General features: G+C 45.2%; 25 protein-coding genes. 3 read left to right on the top strand and 22 right to left on the bottom strand.

Going from position 1 to position 22,675, the window contains the following annotated elements; translation table 11 throughout:
• Nucleotides 1-6 precede the first annotated feature (6 nt).
• From plsX to VZF35_RS19445, 8 genes are all read right to left on the bottom strand, one after another.
• Nucleotides 7-990 (bottom strand): phosphate acyltransferase PlsX, encoded by a 984-nt coding sequence (gene plsX / locus VZF35_RS19480; protein WP_407307612.1) that lies wholly within the window; start codon nt 988-990, stop codon nt 7-9.
• A complete protein-coding gene (gene fapR, locus VZF35_RS19475; protein ID WP_407307610.1) occupies nt 991-1,575 on the bottom strand; it encodes a transcription factor FapR in 585 nt (194 codons plus the stop codon).
• A gap of 469 nt (nt 1,576-2,044) precedes the next feature.
• On the bottom strand, nt 2,045-3,454 hold the full coding sequence (ltrA, locus tag VZF35_RS19470; RefSeq protein ID WP_407305724.1) for a group II intron reverse transcriptase/maturase: 1,410 nt from the start codon (nt 3,452-3,454) through the stop codon (nt 2,045-2,047).
• Between the two features lie 179 nt (nt 3,455-3,633).
• A complete protein-coding gene (locus tag VZF35_RS19465) occupies nt 3,634-3,765 on the bottom strand; it encodes a hypothetical protein (RefSeq protein WP_407305726.1) in 132 nt (43 codons plus the stop codon).
• A gap of 139 nt (nt 3,766-3,904) precedes the next feature.
• Nucleotides 3,905-4,084, bottom strand: coding sequence for a 50S ribosomal protein L32 (gene rpmF / locus VZF35_RS19460; RefSeq protein WP_407307608.1), 180 nt, complete (start codon nt 4,082-4,084; stop codon nt 3,905-3,907).
• Nucleotides 4,085-4,116: 32 nt separating this feature from the next.
• On the bottom strand, nt 4,117-4,626 hold the full coding sequence (locus tag VZF35_RS19455) for a YceD family protein (protein WP_407307606.1): 510 nt from the start codon (nt 4,624-4,626) through the stop codon (nt 4,117-4,119).
• A gap of 76 nt (nt 4,627-4,702) precedes the next feature.
• Nucleotides 4,703-5,899, bottom strand: a complete 1,197-nt coding sequence (locus tag VZF35_RS19450; protein WP_407307604.1) for an acetate/propionate family kinase — start codon at nt 5,897-5,899, stop codon at nt 4,703-4,705.
• A gap of 156 nt (nt 5,900-6,055) precedes the next feature.
• The gene (locus VZF35_RS19445) at nt 6,056-6,838 is read right to left on the bottom strand and encodes a patatin-like phospholipase family protein (protein WP_407307602.1); all 783 of its coding nucleotides are present in this window, start codon (nt 6,836-6,838) and stop codon (nt 6,056-6,058) included.
• Between the two features lie 85 nt (nt 6,839-6,923).
• Between VZF35_RS19445 and ylbJ the strand changes: the two genes are divergently transcribed.
• A complete protein-coding gene (ylbJ, locus tag VZF35_RS19440; RefSeq protein WP_407307600.1) occupies nt 6,924-8,075 on the top strand; it encodes a sporulation integral membrane protein YlbJ in 1,152 nt (383 codons plus the stop codon).
• Nucleotides 8,076-8,121: 46 nt separating this feature from the next.
• Here the strand turns inward: ylbJ and VZF35_RS19435 are convergent, their stop codons facing one another.
• Both VZF35_RS19435 and rsmD read right to left on the bottom strand, forming a co-directional pair.
• Nucleotides 8,122-8,622: an ATPase gene (locus VZF35_RS19435; RefSeq protein ID WP_407307598.1), complete on the bottom strand. Its 501-nt coding sequence runs from the start codon at nt 8,620-8,622 to the stop codon at nt 8,122-8,124.
• 17 nt (nt 8,623-8,639) lie between these two features.
• The gene (gene rsmD / locus VZF35_RS19430; protein ID WP_407307596.1) at nt 8,640-9,191 is read right to left on the bottom strand and encodes a 16S rRNA (guanine(966)-N(2))-methyltransferase RsmD; all 552 of its coding nucleotides are present in this window, start codon (nt 9,189-9,191) and stop codon (nt 8,640-8,642) included.
• Nucleotides 9,192-9,506: 315 nt separating this feature from the next.
• On the opposite strand from rsmD, the gene gpr reads away from it, so the two are divergent.
• Entirely contained in the window at nt 9,507-10,493 is a 987-nt protein-coding gene (gpr, locus tag VZF35_RS19425; protein WP_407307594.1) for a GPR endopeptidase, read from the top strand.
• A 131-nt stretch (nt 10,494-10,624) separates the two neighbouring features.
• On the opposite strand, the gene VZF35_RS19420 is transcribed toward gpr, so the two are convergent.
• The 6 genes from VZF35_RS19420 to VZF35_RS19395 all read right to left on the bottom strand — a co-directional run bounded on the left by VZF35_RS19420 (nt 10,625) and on the right by VZF35_RS19395 (nt 17,169).
• Complete coding sequence (locus VZF35_RS19420) at nt 10,625-10,750, bottom strand: small, acid-soluble spore protein, alpha/beta type (protein ID WP_407307592.1); 126 nt, start codon at nt 10,748-10,750, stop codon at nt 10,625-10,627.
• A 144-nt stretch (nt 10,751-10,894) separates the two neighbouring features.
• Complete coding sequence (gene recG / locus VZF35_RS19415) at nt 10,895-13,318, bottom strand: ATP-dependent DNA helicase RecG (RefSeq protein ID WP_407307590.1); 2,424 nt, start codon at nt 13,316-13,318, stop codon at nt 10,895-10,897.
• Nucleotides 13,315-14,178 carry an L-serine ammonia-lyase, iron-sulfur-dependent, subunit alpha gene (sdaAA, locus tag VZF35_RS19410; protein WP_407307588.1) on the bottom strand — a complete coding sequence of 288 codons (864 nt, stop codon included), beginning with the start codon at nt 14,176-14,178 and terminating at the stop codon, nt 13,315-13,317. Before sdaAA ends, recG begins: the two co-directional genes overlap by 4 nt.
• 12 nt (nt 14,179-14,190) lie before the next feature.
• Nucleotides 14,191-14,859: an L-serine ammonia-lyase, iron-sulfur-dependent subunit beta gene (sdaAB, locus tag VZF35_RS19405; RefSeq protein ID WP_407307586.1), complete on the bottom strand. Its 669-nt coding sequence runs from the start codon at nt 14,857-14,859 to the stop codon at nt 14,191-14,193.
• A gap of 224 nt (nt 14,860-15,083) precedes the next feature.
• The gene (locus tag VZF35_RS19400; protein ID WP_407314731.1) at nt 15,084-16,733 is read right to left on the bottom strand and encodes a DAK2 domain-containing protein; all 1,650 of its coding nucleotides are present in this window, start codon (nt 16,731-16,733) and stop codon (nt 15,084-15,086) included.
• A gap of 79 nt (nt 16,734-16,812) precedes the next feature.
• On the bottom strand, nt 16,813-17,169 hold the full coding sequence (locus VZF35_RS19395) for an Asp23/Gls24 family envelope stress response protein (protein WP_407307584.1): 357 nt from the start codon (nt 17,167-17,169) through the stop codon (nt 16,813-16,815).
• 215 nt (nt 17,170-17,384) lie between these two features.
• On the opposite strand from VZF35_RS19395, the gene rpmB reads away from it, so the two are divergent.
• A complete protein-coding gene (gene rpmB / locus VZF35_RS19390) occupies nt 17,385-17,576 on the top strand; it encodes a 50S ribosomal protein L28 (protein WP_407307582.1) in 192 nt (63 codons plus the stop codon).
• Between the two features lie 47 nt (nt 17,577-17,623).
• On the opposite strand, the gene hslO is transcribed toward rpmB, so the two are convergent.
• The 6 genes from hslO to pknB form a co-directional block, all read right to left on the bottom strand.
• A complete protein-coding gene (gene hslO, locus VZF35_RS19385; RefSeq protein ID WP_407307580.1) occupies nt 17,624-18,505 on the bottom strand; it encodes an Hsp33 family molecular chaperone HslO in 882 nt (293 codons plus the stop codon).
• An 80-nt stretch (nt 18,506-18,585) separates the two neighbouring features.
• A complete protein-coding gene (locus VZF35_RS19380) occupies nt 18,586-18,783 on the bottom strand; it encodes a hypothetical protein (protein WP_407307578.1) in 198 nt (65 codons plus the stop codon).
• Nucleotides 18,725-19,294 (bottom strand): thiamine diphosphokinase, encoded by a 570-nt coding sequence (locus VZF35_RS19375; RefSeq protein ID WP_407307576.1) that lies wholly within the window; start codon nt 19,292-19,294, stop codon nt 18,725-18,727. Before VZF35_RS19375 ends, VZF35_RS19380 begins: the two co-directional genes overlap by 59 nt.
• Nucleotide 19,295: 1 nt before the next feature.
• Nucleotides 19,296-19,964, bottom strand: a complete 669-nt coding sequence (rpe, locus tag VZF35_RS19370) for a ribulose-phosphate 3-epimerase (protein ID WP_407307574.1) — start codon at nt 19,962-19,964, stop codon at nt 19,296-19,298.
• A 1-nt stretch (nt 19,965) separates the two neighbouring features.
• Entirely contained in the window at nt 19,966-20,859 is an 894-nt protein-coding gene (gene rsgA / locus VZF35_RS19365) for a ribosome small subunit-dependent GTPase A (protein WP_407307572.1), read from the bottom strand.
• A 42-nt stretch (nt 20,860-20,901) separates the two neighbouring features.
• Entirely contained in the window at nt 20,902-22,674 is a 1,773-nt protein-coding gene (gene pknB / locus VZF35_RS19360) for a Stk1 family PASTA domain-containing Ser/Thr kinase (protein WP_407307570.1), read from the bottom strand.
• Nucleotide 22,675: the final 1 nt, after the last annotated feature.

Genomic DNA, 22,675 nt, shown 5'->3' with positions numbered 1-22,675 from the left:
TTTTGTTCACTTTGGCAAATTTCCCTGAATTTGCTCAATCAAACGAATTTGCACACATTCCCGGGCTACTCGAATCGCGTTAAAGATCGCTTTATTTTTCGAACTCCCATGACAAATAATACTAATTCCGTCAACCCCCAGCAAAGGTGCGCCACCATATTCGGCATAATCCATCATTTGGGCAATTTCTTTTAAGCCTGGTTTTACGGCTAGAGCCCCGAGCTTTCGAATCGCAGTTGAGGTGATTTTTTCCTTAATTTGGTCAAACAATACCCCGGCCAGTCCTTCTGCCGTTTTGAGCAAAACATTACCTACAAACCCTTCACAAACAACGACATCAGCGCGGCCATAAGGTACATCCCGACCTTCAACATTGCCCAAGAAATTTAGAGGGGCCTTTTTCAATAGGTCATAAGCTTTTTGGGTTAAGTCGTTCCCTTTTCCTTCTTCACTGCCAATATTTAATAGGCCCACCTTTGGATTAGGGATTCCTAAGATTTTTTCTGCATAAACGCTTCCCATCAGTCCGTACTGGCAAAGCTGTTCAGGTGAGGCGTCCAGATTAGCTCCCACATCAAGAATTAGTTTTCCACCCTCTGCCGTTGGCAGGACTGTCGCGATCGCGGGCCGCTCTATTCCTTTTATTCGTCCTAAGCCTAAGAGCGCCGCTGCCATTTGCGCCCCAGTGCTCCCGGCACTTACAACAGCATCCGCTTCTCCCCGCTTAACTAAACGAGTCGCCACCACAATCGACGAATCCTTCTTTTTTCGCACAGCATTGGCAGGATGTTCATCCATTTCAATGACTTCAGAAGCCTCAACCAACGACAGATTTGGGGGCAAGGAATTAGGCAAGAAAGGCTGAATCCGCGCCTTTTGTCCAACGAGCTTAAGCTGGACCTCAGAACTCGCTTCTGCAGCCCTCAGGGCCCCTTTAACGACCTCCTCTGGGGCATAGTCCCCACCCATGGCATCCACAGCAATTCTCATCTACTCCATCTCCGTTTCCCATACATCCTCTCGGTCCTTGGCAAACAGGACCCAACTTCCTCGAAGGACAACTTCAGTATTAACCATTAATACGACATTGACCCAATATTTATCTCCTTTTCGTTTTGCGACTCTGCCTTCGGCAACAACAAGCTCACCTAACTGAACAGGCCGGATAAACTTAAGCTCTACGCTCCCGGTCAAGGCCATTGGAGCATCCACTAAAGCAATTGCCAAGGAATTGGCTTGAGCGAATAAATAATGCCCCCGTGCTACCCGGGCCTTTGTCAAGACCATGCTTTCTTCGACGACCATCGTCGAACAGGCACTTTCCCCAATCACAAGCTCCTGAAGTTCTCCGATCACTTCTTGATCATCTAAGGATTTTAACGTGGAATACGCCTCTTGCGCAAATGCTCTCGTTCGTTCCCTAACTTCGGGAATTCCCAGCACACCGCGATCCAAGCGTATGGTCGAAACACTTACCTTAAACCGCTTGGCAAGCTCTTCATCCGTAAAAAATGGATGCCTCGTTAATTCTTCTCCCAGAATCCTGCGACGCTCGTCTTTATCATATCGAACCATCTATATCACCATATCTACCTCGAATTTATTGTCACCCGGCTGAAATCAGTGGAAGTTCGACTATAGATCCTCGAACATCACACAACGAATTGTGACCTGGTCACAATTATAAACCATCTCTCGCTCCATTACAAGAAATTACCCTGTCGAAATAAGTAGCTTATCCTACAAAGGCCCGGCACCATTATCCGCAAAACCTTTGAAACACGGCTTACTCGCTGATTTAGGACTTCGACACTCAACCCCTTCCTGTCTGATCACAAGCTTCGTTTGATAGCTCTTTATATTGACTTCACACTTGCCAGCCCGCAAGAGATTCCTTAGTTGCACAGGTCTGCGCCGGCAATGGATGGCCGAATGTCCTGCGGCAAAGAGGGAATCGGGTAGGAGGCTGATCATTAATTGATCAGCCGACCTCCCACAGCACCGTACGTACCGTTCGGTATACGGCGCTTCCAAAGTTTATACATTATTTCGCAGAATAACATTCACTAAAACTAAGGTATCCGATTCGTCTGAAACGCTCATTGGATAGAGCTTTTGTCAGAATAGGGCTATGGGCAACGCGCCAATAGCCTTTTCTTGTGTTTGCCCACATCCATGCTTGTTCCTTGGTAATGCCCGCTTTCTTCAGGTTCTCAAACCTTGTTCGGGTTTTCTTCCATCGCTTCCAAGTTGCCATTCGTATGCGACTTCTCGTCCATTCATCCAGGTCCTTGAGTAGGTTCTTTGCATCGGCAGGTTTGAAGTAATTCGTCCAGCCTCGTACTACTTGATTGAGTTTAGTTCTGCGCTCTTCGATTCCCATCCCATTGCTACGCCCAGTAACTCCTCGGATTTTATCCTTAAGCTTCTGGATGCTTTTTGGGTGGATTCTCAGGCGCCCTTCTCCCCTGTAAATGTAAAAGCTATATCCCAAAAACTTGACATAGTTTACATGAGCGACCTTCGTTTTCTCCCTATTTACCTTCAGAAATAGTTTCCCTTCGATATAAGGGAGAATGTGATCAAGTGTTCGTTTTGCCGCCTTTTTACTTTTGCAGAAGATCATCATATCGTCTGCATAACGTACAAAGTGGTGTTTCCGCTTTCCCAGTTCGTGGTCACATTCGTTAAGCATTATGTTGCCAAGTAATGGGCTCAGGGGGCCTCCTTGTGGTACACCTTCTGGACTTTCTTCAAACATTCCATTGGTCATAACTCCTGCTTTCAGGAATTTGTGAATCAGCGATACGACCCGGCCATCTCTTATCGTCTCCGACAAAATTTGGATAAGCTTACTTTGGTTTACCGTATCGAAATATTGGGCCAAATCCATATCAACTACATATTTGTAACCTACTGTTATATAGGTTTGGCATCTTCTTAATGCCCCATGGGCACTACGATTCGGTCGAAATCCAAAACTATTGTCTGAAAACTGTTTCTCAAAGATGGGACTTAGAACTTGAGTTATCGCTTGTTGAATTAACCTGTCTAAGACGGTGGGTATTCCTAGTTTTCTGGTCTTTCCGTTCTCTTTGGGTATTTCTACCCTCCGTACGGGTTTTGGACGGTATTTACCATCCCGGAGAGATTGCAATAGTTCATCCTTGTGTTCTTTCAAGAAGGGTAGAAGTTCATCTACCTGCATACCATCAATTCCACCTGCGCCCTTGTTTCTTTTAACCTGCCTATAGGCCTGGTTTAGATTTTCAGTGCTAAGGATTTGCTCAAGCAACCCATTCGTCTGCTCATTTGTGTTGGTGTTGTCGGTTTCAGTCATCTTAGGTAGCTCGCACACTTCTGCATACTCTTTCTGTTCCGCAGATACCCTTTGCAGATAGTCTTCAATTCGAAGTTGTCTGTGTTTTAAATTACCACTTTCAGTAACTTTCATTGACCCACACCTCCTTTGGTTCAGCCCTTCCGTCGGTGTCTAGATCACCTCTGTACTATGGCTTCTGCTGACTCCTCACGATAAATCTTGTTTCAACCGGGTTTCTTACTCTGTTTCCACCCGTCCGTGAGGCCTCCCACGGTAAGACGATTCACTTTCATTCCATGTACCCGCAACATTTACGCTGGCGTGTCTGTGTAGCTTTTGGGCTTTAACTTGTCGTGCAGTCTTACCCCACGTTTTGCGCCTGATGCTGTTCGTGTTCCTCGGGTCAGAATTTTGCCGCCGGCTTCCTTCAGATTCCACCTCACGATGGACACCCTTGCCTTAAGCTAATGGTTGGTCGCTACATACCCCCATATCGGACTTTCACCGTCTAGTTAATCGTCATGCGTGGCGCACACAAAAAAACAAAGAATTCTAAATAGAATTCTTTGTTCTCTGCTAAATCTAGGCTTCCTTAGAAATAACAACTTTGGAATTATAATATCCACAGTTCGGGCACACATAGTGAGGCATTTTTGGTTTATGGCATTGGGGGCATTCAATGTGGTTTGGTGCAGTGATTTTCCACATAGCCCGACGTTTACGTACTCTTGATTTTGATTGGCGATGTTGCGGAACACCCATAATTACACCCCCTTTAGGTTCTCGAAAATTGATTAGTCATGCGAATGCCATTTGGCCAAGGCAGCAAATCGAAGATCAACAACATCCTCTTTACACGAACACGACGTAAGATTTAGATTTGCGCCACAGGTCAGGCATAGCCCCTGACACTCATCTGAACAAATAAACTTCATCGGCAAAGCTAACACAATTTGCTCAAAAATGCGTTGGCTGATATCAACGTCATCCTTCTCTAAAAGAAGTGCAGATTCTAGTAATTCTTCCGTTGCCTGCGATGGAAAAACCCATTCATCTTGGTAGGGGAGATCAAGAGGATAGTTGAACGGCTCCAAACACCGCCCACACATTACGTTCAGTTCCGTCTCAATAGTTCCACTAACCATCACTGCTTTATTTGTGTTGGTTACCTGAAGTTGCACGTGTACAGGCGCTGAAAATGAGAGTGCTTCTGTTCCTAAGTCAAACGGGGAAAAATCCTCCACTAAATCAAAACGGACACTTTCACCAGATCTATAACGAACCTGGGCGACATTCACTTTCACCTTAAACCACCCCAATACACATACATCATTATAGTTGGCACATTTTTCTTTGTCAAGGAAAACTCTTTACAGACAATTACTTTGCTGTCAGTTCACGTGCCTCTAAGGCAATCATAAGCTCTTCGTTCGTAGGAATAACCAGAACCCGGCAGCGGGCATTGGTTTTAGAGACGTCGACTTCTTCGCCACGGACCTTATTTTTCTCTAAGTCGAGCTCAATTCCGAAATAATCCATGTTAGCGCAAATTGAAGCCCGAGTGCTTGCGGAATTTTCTCCTACCCCGGCTGTAAAGATAATCGCATCGACCCCGCCCAAGACAGCAGCGTAGGCTCCAATATATTCTTTGACGTCATGGGCAAAAATATCCAAAGCTAACTTAGCACGGAAATTTCCTTGTCCAGCTGCAACTTCTATGTCTCTAAAGTCACTGCTCACTCCGGATACTCCTAAGGCACCACACTTAGTATTTAAAAAATCATTCATTTGATCTACAGTAAAGTTCTCTTTACACATGATATAGGTAACAATGGCTGGGTCCAGAGCACCCGAACGAGTTCCCATCAGCAGTCCATCTAACGGGGTGAAACCCATAGAGGTTTCAACAGACTTCCCGCCCTTAATAGCGGCTATCGACGCGCCATTACCTAAGTGACAACTAATCAATTTCAAATCTTTGAGAGGTTTCTTTAAAAGAATAGCAGCCCTCTGGCTAACATACTTATGAGATGTGCCGTGGAAACCATATTTCCGAATACCATATTTTTGATAAAATTCATAAGGCAATCCATAAATATAACTATCCGACTTCATCGATTGATGAAAGGCAGTATCAAAGACTGCTACTTGAGGAACTTCAGGCATTAGTTTCTGGCACGCTTTAATACCTGCGATATTCGGCGGATTATGCAAAGGAGCTAATTCTATACATTCCTTCAGAGCTTCCATTACAGCATCATCAATAACCACCGAATTGGCAAACTTCTCTCCTCCATGGACGACTCTATGACCAACAGCATAGATTTCACTTAAATCTTTAAGAGCACCATATTCTGGTGATATTAAAGATTTAAGGACAAGTTCAATTGCCACTGTATGATTCGGAATGCTCGTTTTTATAATTTCCTTTTTTCCTGAACCCGTACTATGCGTAAGGACTGACCCTTGAAGGCCGATTCGTTCAACAAGCCCTTTCGCTATTGGGTTTTTCGTATTCATATCAATGGCCTGATACTTTAGAGATGAGCTCCCACAGTTTATTACCAGAATTTTCATTTCTTATCCCCTTTGTGTTTTTCCAGTCTCCTTGATTCTCTTTTTCAGATACTCTTAGTCTTCCCGGAAACTTGTATTTTTTCACAAATTTATGATTCCATATCTTTCCACCCAACTAAAAATTCGCTTTTTACTAAGTGAGTGTAGCACAGTTTTTTAGGAGATTTCAACCCCTATCTCCATTATTCTTCTAATTTCAGAAGATTTGGCTAAAGCCTCACTACGACCTAACTGAATCGCTTCTTCTGCTCGATCAAACTGAAAGCTTCCAATATGTCCAATATCTGGTTGAATCAATAAGTCGGAATCCGAGCAATGAACTCGAAATACCTCATCTTCGAGGATCTCCACCGATTGGAGTAATATATCCATGGCACTGGTCAATTTAGAAGCAAATCCTCTTCTTACATCAACCGCCAGAATCTTTTCCGCTCCCATGCCGCGGGCTATATGTACTGGCAAACGGCTCTTCACAGCCCCGTCAACAAGAAGCCGCCCTTGGTAACGATACGGTTTGAAGAAACCCGGGATGGAGATGCTTGCCCGAACTGCTTGAGCAACACTCCCTTCCTTTAAGACAACCAGTTCTCCGGTTTCAATGTCCGTGGCAACAACCGCTAAAGGTATTTTCAGATCTGCAAATTCCATATCCCTGGTTAACAAACGAAGAACCTCTAGTATTTTATCCCCTTTGACCAGCCCTTCTTTCGATACTGTTGGATCTAGAAGCTTTTTAGGAAAGCCGGGATAGGTTAAAAGCCGCTCGATTCGATGAAGATCTAACCCAGCGCACCACAAAGAGCCGAATATCGCGCCTGCGCTACATCCGACGACCATATCAATATCCAATTTAAGGTCTTCAAGGACTTGTAAAAATCCCAAATGCGCAAACCCTCGTGCTCCGCCGGCCCCTAATACCAGCCCTCTTTTAGGACTCATTGACATTTCCTCCTCAATCAGACTTCTAGAGCCTGGCATTCTTCCATATAAATTATGAAAGAAGGTAAAGGAAGGTGATCTTATCATGTCCATCGTAATCCGTGTACTAAGTTTAAGTCTCCTTGCCTTCGGCATGTTTCTCTTTCCTCAAGAAGTGTTGAGTTCAGCCAGCGCAAGCTTAAGTTTATGGTGGCGTTTTGTGCTTCCTGCGTTGCTTCCTTTTTTTATTCTCTCAGAACTCCTGATGGCTTCAGGGTTTGTCAATTTTCTTGGTGTATTTCTGGAATCATTTATGCGGCCTGTTTTTCGTCTTCCAGGTCAAGCAGCCTTTGTCGTCGCCATGGGGTACACCTCAGGATTCCCAATGGGAGCAGTGCTGACCGCACGCCTGCGCAAATCAGGCCAGATAACCCGAATCGAAGGGGAACGGCTTCTAGCTTTTACGAATAACCCCAGCCCAGGTTTTATGTTTGGAGCAGTTGCTTCCGGTATGTTAGGAAAACCGACCCTCGGCATCATTCTCGCCGGCTCGGTTTATCTGGCTAATCTCCTGGTGGGATTTCTCTTTCGTTTTTACCATATCACCGCATCCCCTGCTCAACCGATCAAGTTACCTTCCTTTAAGCGCGCCTGGCAAGAACTAAAAACTGCCCAACTCCAAGACAAACGAGCGATCGGACAAATTTTAAGTGATTCAATCAAGCAAAGCTTCACCACGGTTATAATGGTCGGTGGTTTTATGGCCTTTTTCTCCGTGATCCTGCGACTTTTAAATATTTGGCACCTTACGTTACTTTTAGCAACTCTGAGCCACTTTCTCATAAGATTCATTCCAATAACGATTCAACAAGCGTTTTTCAATGGTCTTCTGGAAATGACCATAGGCTGCCAACAGACGATCCAATCTGTGCCGATTCTCAGCCAACAGATCGCACTGCTTGCCTTACTGATGGGATGGAGTGGCCTATCCGTATTTGCCCAAGTCGTCGGATTTATTAGTGGCACAGATTTACGGGTGGCTCCTTTTGTCTTGGCGAGAACACTCCATGGAATTTTTGCTTTAGGCTTAAGTCAACTCTTTTTAATCTTTGCTAAAATCCCCACAACGACTCTTCCCCTCCAACCTCCAAACCTGTCTGCTCAAGTTCTGAACACTTGGCATCTCAGTTTTCTCATCTTTATTGGGTTCTCCGCTGTCCTGTTCTCCCTTGCCTTAGGTCAACGCCTCCATCGATAAAAAAAATAATGGTGTCTTATAGAAAAGAGAGAAGGATGAGCATCGTTTACTCATCCTTCTCTTTTTCATAGTTGACTGCCTGTTCTCGGTCTTCTTTCGCCAAACTCTTTAACTCTTCACGGTTCTTACGCAATGATTGAAGGGTTTCATACAAACTCTGTTCCACATGTTGAAGCATGTCATCGGCGTACTGGATTGCCCCAACCTTAACATTATTGGCAAATGATTGGGCTTGTCGGACAATATCTTCTCCATAGGTCTGAGCCTGTTTTACGACTTCATTTTCTACAGCCATCTTATCCACATAAGCCTTTCCCCGTTCCATGAGCTTTTGAGCCTCGACTTGTGCTTCATCTAAGATACGTTGACGCTCTTTCAAAACCCACTTGGCATTTGTCAGCTCCTCTGGCAATGCGGCACGTACGCGATCAAGTATTTCAAAAATAACAGCATCATCGACAAGAACTTTTCCGGTCATCGGAATTTTCGGTCCATGATCGACAATCTCTTCCACCTCATTGAGCAAACTCAAGATATCGTTCTCCACGTAAATCCTCCCCCTCGTCATACATCCATTCTCTGTAAATACCATACTTTTGTATCTCCATAGAGACTTGTTTTACGAATTTCAAAAGAAAACATCTCAGCACTGAGCTGATCATCTTTTGCTGTTTCAGCAACAATAACGCCGTTGGGTGCTAAGTACGGACGTTCGCTTAGGATCGATAAAGACTTTGCAACTAATTCTTGATGATAAGGGGGATCTAAGAAAATAAGGTTAAAGACTCCGTCACGGTAACTGTCTAAAAACTTAAAGGCATCCATCAATACTATTTTGGCTTTATACCCTAATCCGAGATGCTCAATATTTTCACGAACCACTTTAAATGCACTGTGGCCTTTCTCCACCAGTACAGCTTCACTAGCTCCGCGGGAAAGGGCCTCAAAAGCTAAATTGCCGGTTCCTGAAAACAAATCTAAAACACGAGCGTCTTTAACTCTATCTCCTAAGACATTAAACATTGCACCCTTGACTTTATCCGAGGTTGGACGTGTCTGTGTACCTTCAACAGCTTTCAGAATTCGTCCGCGCATCTCACCAGCTATGATTCGCATAAACCCTCCGTGTCCATTATAGCAGAGCTTATCAAGCTTTTCAGCCACAATTATTAGATTATTAACTATGTTTTATGTTAAGTATAACACACAAGACAAAAACTCTTTCTTAATTCCCGTATATGATTTTCGTTTTTGCCAATACTATGTTTGGTATTTGATGATTTTACACTATGATCATTGAATACCCTTCCCCCATCCAGCTCTTCCTTTCGTTTTTCCTCTCTGTTCACTGGGAGCTCTCAAAGCCCCAGTGACTTTTTTCAATGTTGCCGATTACATAGGTATGAATGCCAACTAAAGGAGCCAAAGAAAATGAAAAAATCTCAACTTTATCGCCAACTTAACGTTCAGCTTGATTTAGCAGTTGAAGCCCATCAGCTCCTTCGCGGGGAGAGTGGAGAAGAAATCCCCGGCGTGATCATGGATGAGCAAAATCTTGAACATGCTAAAGTAACCATCATCACTGTGGAAACCGACGAAGGAGTCGAAGCTATCGGTAAACCAAAAGGACAATATATCACCATAGATGCTCCGGAAATCAGAAATAATGATTATACGGTTCATGATAGTATTACTCAAATCTTGGCAGATCGCTTAATTGAACTTATGGAGTTAAAGGAAGATGCCAGTATTCTGATTATTGGTTTAGGAAACTGGAATGCCACTCCAGATGCTCTAGGCCCACAAGTGATCAGCAAGACTCTGGTAACCCGTCACCTTTTCCAACTTTCTCCCGAAAATTTACAAGGTAAAATGCGCAAAGTCAGTGCCATTTCACCCGGAGTACTTGGCACAACAGGCATTGAAACGGCTGAAATCATTCGTGGGATTGTGGATCACGTCAAACCTGATTTAGTGATTGCTATCGATGCCTTGGCCGCAGGCTCTTTAGAACGCATTGGCACAAGTATTCAGCTTGCAGATACCGGCATTCATCCAGGTTCCGGAGTTGGAAACCCAAGAGCTGGAATCAATGAAGAAACCGTCGGCTGCAAAGTTATTGCCATTGGCCTCCCGACAGTACTCAATGCCGCCGTCATTGCTCACGATGCCGTTGAAGGCATCTTTAAAGAATTCGTAACCAGCCCTTCCTTGTATAAACTTTATAAAGGCATTAAGCCTGAAACCTTCAGCAATATAATCGATGAAGTTCTCTCTCCTTTCCAAGGGAACCTCATGGTTACGCCCAAAGAAATTGATACTCTAATTCAAACTTCTGCCAAAATTATTGCAGGAGCGTTGGCCATTAGCCTTCATCCGGGAATTGACCGCGAGGACTATGAGAGATATTTGCAATAAACCGATGATCATAGCTGCAAAACCTTGAGGAGCTTCAACGTTAATGAAGTGAGCTTAAGACGGTTGAAGCAAAATACATTAAGAAAAGGGTCAGGTTAGAAAATTAAACCTGACCCTTTTCTATAGAATTATTATTGTGGCGTATTGGGAAAGCTCTTGTGTTTGCGATTTGCAATCCCAATTTCTTGAGCAACCTCATACTTAAATTTCTCTAATTCCGGTGTGAGTTGGACCATAGGTTTTGTTGACTTAGCCAAAGCTTACACCTCCATAGATTTATTCAGTAAGGCAGCAGACCTGCATCGCTGCTGCTTCGCCTCAACTCTTTACGTTTCTTTCTGATTCTATTATTCGTTCGAACAAGGGAATTCATACTCGGCAATTCTTGGCAAAGAAATTAATTAATGTACACCAATCCTTTCTGGTGGAAACAAGCGCTGAACTTCTTGAAAGAGCAATCTGTATTTTTTTTGATCCTTTAAGGCTTTCTGGACTATCTGATAAGCCTTTTCCACCAGCTGACCATCTCGGGAAAGATCCGCGAGGTGCAACTGCCCAAGTCCATGCTGCCGAGTCCCTAAAAGTTCGCCCGTTCCGCGCAGCCGCATGTCTTCTTCAGCGATTTTAAAACCATCTTCTGTCTGGCAAAGAATATCTAGCCGGCGACTATGAGTTTGTCCTGACAATAAAAAACAATAGGATTGTTCACTGCCCCGTCCAACTCGCCCTCTCAACTGATGTAATTGAGCTAAGCCAAATCGTTCCGCAGATTCAATCACCATAACAGTTGCATTGGGAATATTGACCCCAACTTCAACCACCGTTGTAGCGACCAGGATATCGATGTTTCTGGCCTGAAACTCAGACATTATCTCTTCCTTCTCCGAACCTTTCATCTTGCCATGCAACAAAGCCACCCGACATTTGGGATAGCGCTTTCCAAGTTCAGTCGCCCGTTGAGTCGCTGAAATGAGATCAAGGGTTTCTGATTCTTCAACAAGCGGGCATACAACATAAATTTGCCTGCCCAATTCGACTTGTTCTTCAAGAAATTTCTCTAATTTCGAGCGGCTGCGTTCCGTTAATTTTCGAGTAATGATCGGTTTTCTACCTACAGGCATCTCGTCAAGGACGGAAAGTTGTAAATCCCCATAGAGTGTTAACGCCAATGTCCTGGGTATAGGAGTAGCCGTGAGTACCAAGACATGAGGACTCTGCCCTTTGCCCTGAAGCATCGATCTCTGGCGAACTCCGAAGCGATGCTGCTCATCGGTAATGGCTAGCCCCAAGTCCTTGAACACTACGGTATCTTGAATTAAGGCATGGGTTCCCACAACAACCTGAGCCCTGCCATCCTCGATCTTGGCCAGAATCCCTTCCCTCTCCCCTTTACTCTGGCTGCCTAATAAGCAAACAACCGTGATCCCTAAAGGAGTGAACACTTTCTCAAGTGCTTGGAGATGTTGTACCGCCAAAATCTCAGTTGGAGCCATCATAGCCCCTTGATACCCTGAACCAACTGCCTTTAAAAGGGCTGCCATAGCCACCGCTGTTTTACCTGAACCAACATCCCCTTGAACTAAGCGAGCCATTCCTTGAGGCTTAGCCATATCATCAAATATTTCCTGGATCACCCGCTGTTGGGCTTTTGTCAGCTGGAATGGCAGATTCTTGTAAAAGCTTTGAATCTGTTCCTCCCCGCCCAAAAGCGACGGGCTGCCAAGACGTACTAAACCCTGGCGCAAGCTGGCAAACGCCAATTGCAAAAGAAAAACCTCTTCCCAAACCAAGCGATCTCTTGCTCTAGCTAAACTTGCATAGTCACTCGGGGCATGAATCTCTCGATGAGCTTTGGGCCGAGCCATCCAGTCGTTCAGTTCCTCCTCCGGAATTATCTCAGGAAAGTTTAGCTCAACCTCAGGCAACACATTCTGGATGATACTGCGAATGGCTTTTGAAGATAAGCGAGCGGTTTCAGAATACACAGGCAAAATTGTCGGTGAACTGGAAGGTAGAGCAGAAGAAACGTCTGTACCACGTGTTCGGTCCATCACAATATCTGTCACTAAAAGTTCCGGCACCTGCTGCTGCCAGCGAACTTTTCCCGTTACAACGACTTGAGAACCAACGGGGTACTGCTTAAGAATAAACGTTTGGTTAAACCAAGTCGCATGAATTAAACGTCCTTGTTGCTCTATGCTCAACTTAACTACTTTAAGTTTGCCTTTAATCACTTGCCCCGCTACGACTTTCCCTGCTAAGGTAGCTGTTTCTCCGTCCTTTATCTCCGAAATCAGCCTCTTGCGGCGATCTTCATACCTGCGGGGATAGTAAAGAAACAGGTCGATGAGAGTATGAATTCCTAGTTTTTCAAATTGTTTTGCTCTTTCCGGGCCTACCCCTTTGAGGTACTGCAAAGGCTTAGATCCCTCGCCAGATTTGTTCGAGGAATTCGTTTCCTTCTTAGAATTTCCTTGATTATGTACTAGTATCTTAGCATCAGTGCTGGTTTCCCTGAAGACAGGCTTTTCATCACATTGGTTATAGCGGTTTTGTGCTTCCAACAACATTTCATGCATAAAACGCCGTAATTCAGAAAAAGCATCACGACGGCGAATAGGACTCCAAGTCGGATAATTTTGGGATAATGTTCGTAACAGTTCCATATCATATCCAGGGAACAATTGTTCGAGTCTCGGCAAAATCCCCTGTAAAAAAACACTAAATCCTCCTAGAACCCCCGTGTTCATAAAGCCTTGTTTTTCTTCTGCCAAAAGGGCTCTCTGCAAATTGTTTAATACGAGTTGTATCTGATTCAAGTTCATAGAAAATCAGTCCGTATCTTTCGTCCCGTTGGAGTTACCGCCAGACCTCCTTGGGCAGTTTCTTTTAAAGAACAAGACATTTGGCGACCAATATCAGCCATTGCATCGATAACTTCATCAATGGGAATCGCACTTTTCACCCCCGCAAGAGCCATCTCGGCCGCCGTTAAGGCAATCATCGCTCCTGTTGCATTGCGTTTGACACAAGGGACTTCTACCAGCCCGGCAACAGGATCACATACTAAACCCAGCATGGATTTCAAGGCAATCGCAGCCCCATGTGCCGTCTGTCTTGGTGATCCCCCTGCTAATTCCACTGCCGCAGCCGCAGCCATAGCCGCTGCCGATCCGATCTCCGCCTGACATCCACCTTCGGCACCTGAAACATTCGCTCGCTCCGTAATAATAATTCCTAATCCCGCCGCAGTGAAAAGGGCGCCTAACAGTTCCTTTTCGTCAGGATGAAGGACCTCTTCAACGGTCAGAAGAACGGCAGGCAGAACCCCACAAGAGCCAGCCGTGGGGGCCGCGACAATTTTCCCCATGGAGGCATTGACCTCAGCCACGGCTAGAGCCTTGGCCATAGCACCGCTCATTCGTTCCCCGATCAAGGTTACTCCAGTTCTTCGGCGTTCTTCCACTTTTGCGGCATCCCCCCCAACTAAACCAGATGCCGAACGCCGCTTACCACTCAATCCGGCGTTTACAGACTCCCTCATCACCTTGAGATTTTTCGCCATACGTTCCAGAAGAGCCAGCTCAGTTTGTTCTAATTCGTCGATTTGATTTTGAAGAACAACATTGTAGATTTTCAGTCCTTTAGCCTCAGCCTCAACAACCCAATCTTCATAAGCACGCATCTTGATACCCTCCTATTCCAGTGGTTCAATCACCAAAGCTTGCTTAATGCTCGGAAGTCTCCGTGTCAAACCGAGAACAGCTTCATCAATCTTTTGATCCGTCTCCAATACCATAAGTGCCTGTGCCCCCTTTTTCTCCCTAGAAACTCGCATTCGAGCTATATTTATCTGAGCAGTGGCTAAGAGCAAGGTCACTTGGGCTACAACTCCGGGTAAGTCCTGATGTAGAATGACTAGAGTTGGATAATCCCCCCGAATTTCCACCTTGAAATTATTGATTTGTCGGACCAAGATGGTTCCTCCCCCAACGGACGAACCCACCACTTGAATCGTTCCTTCTCGGCCAGATAAATTAAACTTTACTGTGTTGGGATGGACATCCCCAAGGTCAGCTGTTTCAAATCGAACCTTGAAACCACGTTCCTTGGCTATTTCTATCGCCTCAGGAATCCGTTCATCATCTGGAGCCATACCTAAAAGACCAGCGATCAGTGCTAAATTAGTTCCATGTCCCTTTCCTGTTTGAGCAAACGAGCCATGGAGAGTTATAATTCCTTCAAGAGGCTCCTCTCCTAAAATTTTCCTGGCCATCGCACCTAAGCGAACGGCACCGGCCGTGTGGGAACTTGATGGTCCCACCATAATCGGTCCAAGAAGATCAAAGACATTACTTTTACTCACTATTCCATCTCCCCAATACAACTCAACTCTTCATAAATTAAAAATGCAGCTGTTATGATCCGATAAAGAAAACTTGGCTGGCGTCCGAAGACACTGTCATCGCACTTGTTAGCCTCTGGCGAAGGCGGCTGCCTAGTTGCTCTTATGCTTAGAAAGTATATAACGCAAGTTTATACTTTCTGGTTAGTATAAAGAAAAAACCTCCGGAAATTCCGGAGGTTAACCTATTCCACACCAAAGATATAATAGTAGAGTGGTTGTTTACCGGGGTGGGCCTCAACTTCCACATTTGAATTTTCTTCTTGCAGCCAAGTTTTAAGCCGTTCAACCTCTTGAAGTTCTGTCTCTTCTCCATAGAATATAGTAACCAAATCATGGTCTTTCCAATCCATTTTTTCCAAGGTCGCTTTAGCGACTTCCAGGAGAGTTTGACCTGTTTCGACAATCGTATCCTCTACTAATCCTAAAATATCTCCAGCAGCAATGGCTAAATCTCCAAATTGGGAATCCCTGACCGCATACGTCACTTCTCCAGAACGAACCTTCCCTAAAGAGCGTTCCATATTCAGAAGGTTATCACCGGCTTCTCCCTCAGGGTTTAAATTCAGAAGCGCTGAAATTCCTTGAGGTATGGATTTACTTGGAATTACGTGAACGTTCTGATCGGACACCACATCTTTAACTTGACGTGCTGCCAAAATAATATTCCCATTGTTAGGAAGTATAAATACCTGCCGTGCCGGGACTTTACGGACTGCACTCGCTAGATCTTCTGTGCTGGGATTCATGGTTTGTCCGCCGAAGACGACTTCATCAACACCTAAACTAAGAAAAACATCTGCAATTCCTTGGCCCATGGCAACTGCAACCACACCATATTCTTTAATGGGTTGGTCTATTTCGGGAGTTTTCTCGGCGTTAAGTGCCTCCATAGATTCAGCGGATTTCGACTTCAGAGCATGAGCCATAGCCTCATTTTGTTCTAACATGTTGTGAATTTGAACTTCGTGCAGTGAACCCCACTGAATTGCATAATCTAAAATTTTACCGGGGTTTTTTACATGCACATGGATTTTTACCACCTCAGATGTCCCGACCACCAGCAAACAATCTCCACGGTTATATAAATCCTGGCGTATTTGCTCTACATGCAGATCAGTTCCCTTAACCAGAAATTCCGTGCAGTACGGGAATTCCAAATTCTCAACCTGGATAAAGTCCTGTTTTGATTCTTTGGATTCAGAAGATTCTGGAATGACCCTTTGTTCCTGATGGAATCCTTCTACCCTAATGGTTTCTCCGGTCAAAACCCCAATCCATCCTCCAAAGATGATCAGAAATCCCTGCCCACCTGCATCCACCACGCCAGCTTGTCTTAAAGCCGGCAACATCTCAGGAGTTTTGGCGAGACATTCTAGTCCCTTTTTGTGAGCCTCTTGCAGGGTTTCTAAAAGGGATCCGCCCGCCTTCGCTTTATTTAATGCTGCTCGCGCCGTTTCTCGAGAAACCGTAAGGATCGTTCCTTCAACAGGTCTCATAACCGCTTTATAAGCAGTATCTACTCCTGCTTGTAAGGCTTGCGCCAGTTGAAAAGGATTTGCAGAAACAAGTCCTTCCAGTCCCTTGGAGATCCCTCTCAAGAGCTGGGAAAGAATAACGCCGGAATTTCCACGCGCACCCATTAAGGAACCCATTGAAGCAGCGGTAGCGACATCACTAATCGAAGTTCCGATTACCTTATCTGCGTCTTTTGCAGCGGATTGAATTGTCAGGAACATGTTCGTTCCCGTATCTCCGTCAGGTACCGGAAAAACATTCAAGGCATCGACTTCCTGCTTCTTAAGTTCTAGGGCCTGTGCACCCGCCACCATCATTTGTTTCCATTCTTGCGCGCTCAGAACACTCTTTGTATTCGAAACTGGTCTCAAAACAGTATCCCCCTACTCTTTTGCACTACTCTAAAACGCGAACACCTTGTACGTTCACATTCACATGGGACACGTTTAATCCCGTAAGTTTCTCCGTAGTATAACGTACGCGTTCCATAACATTAGCAGCGACTTCGGAAATTCTAACGCCATACCCTACAACAATATGAAGGTCAATCACAACTTCATTGTCTTTTATGGATACTACGACTCCTCTGGCCAAATTCTCACGGCCCAGCAAGTCTACAAATCCATCGGAAATTTTGCGCGAAGCCATACCTACTAAACCATAACATTCGACTGCCGTGGCACCAGCAATTGTAGAGATTACTTCTTCCGAAATCTCGATTTTACCTAAGCTATTTATTATTTCCTTTCCCATAAAGGACCCTCCTCTATCAGCTTAGTCCACATAGATCACATTTTACCAAGTAAATGCAAAATGTTCAAAGAAAAGTTTAGATATTTAGTAAAAAATCAGGAAAAGAGTTTAAGATCCTAGTATTCGGTAAAATTCAGTGGGAAAACCTTGCCAATCTCTCAGACTTTTGATAAAATATATAAGTGTCATTTCGGCTGCAAAGGAGGATTTAGAGCATGGCCAATGTTTGTGCAGTATGCGGCAAAGGGGTTGTCACCGGATTTCAAGTCAGCCACTCTCATATAAGGACAAAACGCACTTGGAAACCTAACCTGCAGAGCGTTCATGCTATTGTGAACGGTACTCCTGCCCGGATTAAAGTTTGCACCAGATGCTTACGTTCCGGCAAAGTCCAACGCGCTAGCTAATGAATCAAAAGCCCGACAAATTGTCGGGCTTTTTTCATTTCCCCACACTAGTTTCCTACGCTCTCCCTTAGAGCTTCTAAATCCTCTTTATCGAAGAGATATCGTTCATTACAGAAATGACAAATCATTTCTGCAGTTCCATCTGTGAGTAGGCTTTCAATTTCCTGTTTGCCCAGAGAGATTAAAGAATCGCTCAATTTAGCTTTAGAACATGTACATGAAAAACCAACAGAACGACGCTCCAATACTTGATAAGAGAGCCTTCCCACTAAATTGGCAATTAATTCGTCCATACCTTGACTTTCAGCCACTAATTCACTAATCCCAACCTTTAACTGTCCAAGCAGCCCTTCTAGAACTTGAATATCCTCTTCAGTGGCTCCTGGCAACGGCTGGAGCAAAAATCCGCCGGCTCCGGCCACATGATAATCTTTTTCTACGAGCACCCCAAGCAGCATAGCCGAAGGAATCTGTTCCGACGTCAACAAATAATGAACAAGATCTTCGGCTATTTCCCCACTCACCAGAGGGACCATGCCCGTATAAACTTCACCATTCTGTAAACTCCGGCTAACAGCCAACTCGCCCGTTCCCACAGCAGCTGCTACATCGAGTTTCCCTGAAGGCTTTAACGGCAAATCCACCCACGGTTCCCGGGTGTACCCCCGGACTTCTCCAAGAGCATTGCCTACGCTCACAACCCCTTGCAGAGGACCATCCCCCAGCAGGCGCAGCGTAATGCTCTCATCCCCTTTCAGTGAGCTCGCTAAAATAAGCGTACCCGTCATCAAACGACCTAAAGCCGCAGCAGCAACTGGCGACAACCCATGACGTTTCCGTGCCTCTTCCACCGTATCCGTTGTCCTTACTGCAACCCAGCGTGCCTTCCCTTCAAGCATCGTACCAATCCAAAGTTCATCATGTTGCATTCGTCTTCGTCCTTTATCCGAAATATTATATTATTTAATTCCCTAAAACGCCCACGGCCCCTCGTTGAGAACGCAGCGTTTCAGCCCTGTTCCCTATGTTCCCCGCTCCAGAACCCATCTCTCCCATTCTTACCCCCATCGACCCTTCTTCCTTTTAGCAAAACTAGTAAAACCCACCCTTCATGCACCTCGATCCCAACATTCTCTCCGAGACAAACATTACTCACCCCACGAGGAATGTCCTGACGCAAAACACCATGATTTAAAGGATAGTACAAACCTTTTGTACTGACAACAGCCCTCTCGGAAAGCGCAATCAAAGATAGTTCCTGTCCCTGAAATGTCCGGATCTCCCTCATTCCCTTGAAAAACCCACATCTCATGCCAGGGATCAACTAAGCGAAGACGATATCCTTGGTGAGCATAGGCTAACATAAGCGATAGGTTGCCCATAAAATGATCAATTCGTTTACCAGTCCCACCGTAGAGCCAAATATCACGCTCACCTACGAGTGAAGCCTTTTTTTTTGCCTCTAAGAGCGCCAACTCCAGATCCGTCTCATCTTTTTCGCGAGGGTATCGTTCAATTAGGCATCCAGACTGTTCGCATTGAGCCAAATACTCCGGTAAAATCGAATCCAAGTCCCCGATAAGCCGAGCTGGCATAAACCCCAAGCTTATGGCATGATTCGCGCCGCCGTCGGCGCAGATCAAATAATCGACCTCTTCCAGGACATGTTTTCCCCATTCTGAATCCCAGGCACCATTCGCTAATACTGCTATGATCATTTTATTCGCTCCGAGTTGCGCTCGCCGCCTGACGGAGCTTTTCAACGGCAAGCTTCGGATCCGTTTGGTCAAACACAGCAGACCCAGCAACCAATATATTCGCTCCCGCCCAAACAACTCGCGCTGCTGTTTCCAGATTAATTCCCCCATCCACCTCAATCTGGCAAGAAGATTGCTTTTGCTCGATGTGGTGATGAAGAACCTGAATTTTAGGAAGAACATTCGTAATAAATTTTTGTCCCCCAAAGCCAGGATTAACGGTCATTAACAAAACCATATCCAGATCTTCCAAGATATATTTAAGTCCGTCTAATTGCGTTGCCGGATTAAGAGCAATCCCCGCCGTGAGACCGAGTTCTTTAATTTGCTGAACCACACGATGAACATGACGTGACGCTTCCAGGTGAAACGTAATATGATCTGCGCCAGCGGCAGCAAAATCAGCAATAAAGTGTTCCGGCTCTTCAACCATCAAGTGAACATCAAAACGCATTTTCGAGTGCGGCCTGAGTGCTTTAACCAGCGCAGGCCCGAAGGTAAGATTCGGGACAAAATGCCCGTCCATAACATCAATATGTAAAACTTCGGCGCCGGCTTCCTCAACCAGGCGCACCTGTTCCCCTAACTGAGAGAAATCGGCAGATAAAATCGAAGGAGCAAGTTGAATCATCTTAATATCTCCTTTCAGCAGCTATTACTTCTTGCAAAAATATTTGATAATGTTCATAACGAGTGCTGGAGATCTCCCCATGTTCTCGAGCAGCTTTAATGGCGCAATTGGGTTCTTTATCATGCAAACAAGTGTTAAAGCGGCATTCCCGACGTCGCTCTGCAAATTCGGGAAAGTAGCCTGCCAAATCCTGTCGCTTCATCTTTGGGAGATAGAGGGAGGAAAAGCCTGGCGTATCTGCTACTAGCCCTCCTGCACAGACCATTAACTCGACATGGCGCGTCGTATGGCGACCTCGCTGAGACTTCTGACTTATCTCACCTGTTTTTAATTGTTTGCCCTGAGATAAGGCGTTAAAGAGACTTGACTTACCCGAGCCGGACGGACCAGCTAGGACACTAATCTTCTCTGTTAAATGGTTTCTGAGTTCCTGTATGCCTTCTTCAGTTTTATTGGATACCTCAAACACAGTGTATCCTATTTGTCGGTAAACATCCGCGATAAAATACTGTCCGCTGGAGTCGGCATCCGAAGCTTCTGAAAGGTATTTGTCCAATTTGGTGAAAACCAGGATAGGTTTTATCTCCGAGTCTGCAACCTGAATTAATAAACGATCTAAAAGATTCAAGTCGGGTTTGGGAGAAGTCATGGCAAAGACAAGCAGTGCCTGATCAACATTGGCAACTGGAGGCCGGCTTAAAGAATTAAGTCTCGGTTCCACACCCTCAATCCTGGCCTTTTGGTCACCTTCAGGTAAGATTCGGACCCGATCCCCCGGCAAAAAATCCTGATCTTTGATGCGAAAACGACCGCGCAGAGAACATTCCCATACTCGGTCTTCCGCATAGACATAATAGAACCCACCGTATCCTTTTAGTAAAACTCCTTCGATCATTCTAGTTTCCTCACTAATCACTTTCAGCGATGGTCATAAAGCTTAGTGTTTGCCATGACCTTTATTGCCTCTGGGTACTATGCCCAAAATTTGAGCAAGAACAGCGGCATTTTTATCAATTTCTTGAGCAACAGATCCTCCAGGACCGCGCGAAACAATCATCGTTACCTGGCTTCCTTGCTGAACCATTTCTCCGGGATTGGGAGTGGTGCTGATGACAATATCCGCAGGAATTGTCATAGAATCCTGAGTTTCTACCAAAGGAACCAAATTATTTTGTTCAAGGATAGCCTTGGCATCTGAGGAAGATTTATTAATCACGTTAGGCATGTTAATCGTCACCACAGAGGGACCATCACTTATCGTCAAATGAATTTGCCCACTTTTACCCCAAGTCGCATCCGGCATAGGGTCTTGCGCCATAACATTGCCTTTAGGAACAGTCGCACTGGGTTTAGTATCAACAGTTATTTTACCCGTGAAACCAGCGTTTTGAATCATGTTTGTAGCATCGGCTTGGGTCATTGTCCCAGCAGTCGTCACATCCGGGAACTTCCCGGTTTCGGGCCCCTGGCTTATTGTAATTTGAATTTCTCTGTTAGCTTTAACTATCGAGCCTGCCACAGGGTCCTGCTCAATAATGAGATCTTTCTCCACCTTATCACTGAAGGCTTTCTTGACATCCGGGCTGAGTTTTAATCCCGCCGATTTAATATAGTCGCCTGCTATCGGCACTGTCTTGCCAACAATATCCGGAACTTTTGTCGTGCCGCCCAGGAAGTAACTCTTAAACCCGATTACGACAAGCAAAAGAAGTACTAAGGCGACCCCTCCCGATATCCATAGCCAACGTTTTTTCTTTTTCGTCTTCACGGGGCCAGAGTCTTTTTCCAGTTCCTGGTCACGCGCAACGATAGGAGCCAAGACTTTGCTCATACCCTGATGCGTCTGAGTTGCTTCCAAGTCATCCGCTGGGAATACCTCCGGACGATTAATCGGACGACCGGCAAGGATATGGTTCAAATCTTCCAAAAGATCTTTAGCTGAAGAATACCGTTGTTCCGGTGACTTAGCGATGGCCCTCATAATTACTCGCTCAAATTCCTTCTCGACACGAGGATTAATCTTGCTGGGCAGCGTTGGCTGTTCCTGAAGGTGTTTAAGGGCAATAGCAATCGGGGTTTCACCGTCATAGGGCACTCTACCCGTTATTAATTCATAGAGAATAATTCCTAAGGAATAAATGTCCGATTGCTCGTTACTTTGCAGCCCTTTAGCTTGTTCGGGCGACAAGTAGTGAACAGAGCCAATAATATCCCCTGTGTGGGTTACAGTCGCCGAGGAAACCGCTCGGGCAATGCCAAAATCCGTAACTTTGGCCCGTCCATCCCCAGTGACTAAAATATTATGAGGTTTTATATCCCTATGAATAATATGGTGCTCGTGGGCGTTTTGAATAGCTCCAGTAATTTGTCGGGCAAGATTAATCGTTTGATCTGTGGACAAGGGAGCATACTCTCGGATAATTTCTTTGAGATTTCGTCCCTCCACATATTCCATGACGATATATTCGGTATCCCCTTCCTTACCGACGTCATAAACAGAGACAATATTGGGATGGGACAAACTTGCAACGGCTTGAGCTTCCCTTCGAAAACGGCGAATAAAGTCTTCATCCGTGGCAAACTGCTCCCGAAGCACCTTGATCGTTACGACACGGTTCAGCAGTTGATCTTTAGCTTTATAAACAATTGCCATTCCGCCAGCACCAATTCGCTCTAAAACCTCATATCGTCCTCCGAAGATTTTACTCACT

It is taken from the genome of Desulfosporosinus paludis (genome assembly GCF_045689965.1).
GTDB lineage: Bacteria > Bacillota > Desulfitobacteriia > Desulfitobacteriales > Desulfitobacteriaceae > Desulfosporosinus > Desulfosporosinus paludis.
The sequence above is the reverse complement of the archived record's forward strand: the minus strand, read 5'-3'. Positions and strand labels throughout refer to the sequence as shown.